Source organism: Sphingomonas tagetis (assembly GCF_024211275.1).
Classification (GTDB): Bacteria; Pseudomonadota; Alphaproteobacteria; order Sphingomonadales; family Sphingomonadaceae; genus Sphingomonas; species Sphingomonas tagetis.
In genome coordinates, this window is record NZ_JAMLDX010000043.1 from 1 (window position 1) to 2,428 (window position 2,428).

At 60.5% G+C, this 2,428-nt stretch carries 1 protein-coding gene; it reads left to right on the forward strand.

Translation table 11 applies throughout. The features are described from left to right. Positions 1 to 722: 722 nt before the first annotated feature. Complete coding sequence (locus tag M9978_RS22880; protein WP_254297468.1) at positions 723 to 1,337, forward strand: PEPxxWA-CTERM sorting domain-containing protein; 615 nt, start codon at positions 723 to 725, stop codon at positions 1,335 to 1,337. Positions 1,338 to 2,428 lie beyond the last annotated feature (1,091 nt).

Consider the following 2,428-nt stretch of genomic DNA (forward strand, 5'->3'; position numbering starts at 1 on the left):
TTTCCATCGACAGGTCTAATCCGGCATAGTGTTTCATGGCTGCTTCCTTCCTTCAGGCTTCGACCACCAGAAGTGTGCGCCGCTCAGCCGGCCCGAGGAAGCAGCCACAAATTACACGATGACCCATTACTCGCAATGGTCGTGATTGCCCGGACGGGTTCGTCCGGCAAGGAGCGGGGCGCAGCGCGTAGCGGCGCTACGCGCAAGCCGCGCGACGCAGCCGGCGGACGCGTCCGGGCAACCGCTTCGCGGCGGGCGGAATTCGGTCCGGGGCGGCGTCGATCGTCGGTCATGATGCATCTACATCACTCCCTCCTCTCTCCTAGCTCCGAACCGAATTCCGCTCCGTCACGGCCGTTGCGAGCAATGGGTCCTGACCCTAGCTCTCCCGACCCGTCCACTCGCATTCATGCGGAATCACCTGTCACACAAGAGGAACGCCCATCCCAAGAATCCATGCTCGTCCGCCATCCTCTTCGTAATCAGTCCTTGAAACTTTAGTTACGTCACCTTGCTTTTTCGCATTTTGTTCTTGGAATTAGCGCAATCGTCCCGGCATGGGACACGAATCTCGTAGCCGAGAACACAATTTTTCGTTAATAAATCAATAACCCAAGAACGACTCGGTAGCGTTGCGGTCGCGTGGGCGTCTCAATACGATGGGGAATATAGATATGCGTACAATACTAGCTCTTGGAGCGTCCCTGGCGGCATTGGTCGCCATGCCCGCCCACGCCGCGGACATCGTGAACTGCGCGACGATTTCAGGTCAGTGCGACATTTCAGACGAGAATGTCCTGCTCAACAATGGCACGAATCAGGCGTCCGTCCTTGGCTCCACGCAGAACAGCGGCATCCAGGTGCTATTCACCAGCGTGGGAAATAACCTGAATTCGGCGAATGGCCAGGCTGTGGTCTCCGCATTTGACGGCATTCTGGAGAATCTGACGTTCACGCTGCTCGGGGGTGCGACGTTCACCAGCGCGTTCTTCAACATCACGCCCTTGAATGGCGCATTGGATGCGTTTGAGACGGCGAGCGCGATCTTCACCTTCTCGGACGGCACGACGGCAACGCGGTCGCTCGCTGGAAATGGCAATAACCAGTTCCGTGTGACGGACGGCAGCCCGGGCATCTCTTCGGTCACTTTCGTCGCGCAAGGTACAAACGGCCAAGGGGTCCCGCTTGGCGTGGACAGTTTCCGCCAGCTTCGACTCGGTGGCGTCATCTCGGCCGTTCCGGAGCCGGCGACCTGGGCAATGATGCTGCTCGGCTTCGGCCTGGTCGGTGGCGCCGTTCGGCGCAAGCGTCATACGACGCGCGTTGTTTACGCCTGAACAAAGCCGCGATAGTGAGAACAAGCCGCTGGCCATCTGGTCGGCGGCTTTTCTGTGACGGCAGTACCGTGATGATGCGGTCAGTCCCCATCTGGGCATGATCTCTTGAAATCTTGATGAGCGTGGGCTGCTGTAGAGGAGGTCGCGTTGACCGCGTCAGCCGATAGGATCACCTTTAGCAGCGCACCTTGTGTTGGCTCGACCGAACCCGCCAGCCGCCACGTGCGGTCGCGTGCGCCCAAACATCGTCCTTAACCTCGTCGAGCGCCGGGATGATCGCATCCAGGCCATAGCCATACTCTGCCTGCCCCTTCGCAGTAACGATCAGCCTGAAGGACTTCGTCAGCCTGCTATCTGGTTCGCGAGATTTGGTCGGCACGCGCTTGGTCCGTCGCGCCCATATGCATTAAGAACGCTTTCCAAGACTTTGGCCGCTCTTTCGCGCAGGTCTGATCTTAATCGACTGCGCCTGCCCTTCCTCATCATTGGCGTCGATCTTTTGGGCAGCCGTTCTGGACCTCGGCCCTTGCATCGCGATCATCGATATAAATTCTAGCCTAACCAGGCCGGTCAGACACCTCGTCGGGACAGATGATGGCCGCCCAGGTTCGTGCATGTAGCAGCATGCCGATCGGGTCAAATCATCCGGGATGGTTGCAATGGGGTTTGCTTGCATCGCCTGACTACTTCGCTCGAGCTCGCCGGTCCGAACTGGCGGGTCGGCGCGACCGCCCCGCCGGGGCTGCGGCCGGGCGACGTCATCGCGTTGATCAACGGTGCACCCGTCACCAACCGGGCCAGCGCCGTTGCCGCCTTTGGCGCGGCCCGGCCAGCGGCTCGGTCCAAGTCCAGATCACTCGCCACGGAAAGTCCGTGACGCTGACCGTCCCGACCCGCTAGGTATCGATCCCGTGCCCAAGATCCGCAGTTCCGTTCTTGCTCTGGCGATGGTCGCGATGACCGCGCAACCGTGCTCGCCCAACAAAGCGAGGCGGCGGACATCGTCGTCAACATGCGCGGGGTCGAGATCGCCGATGTCGCCGACCAGATCTCGCGCCTGACCGGCCGCACGCTGATCCTCGATCCGGCGG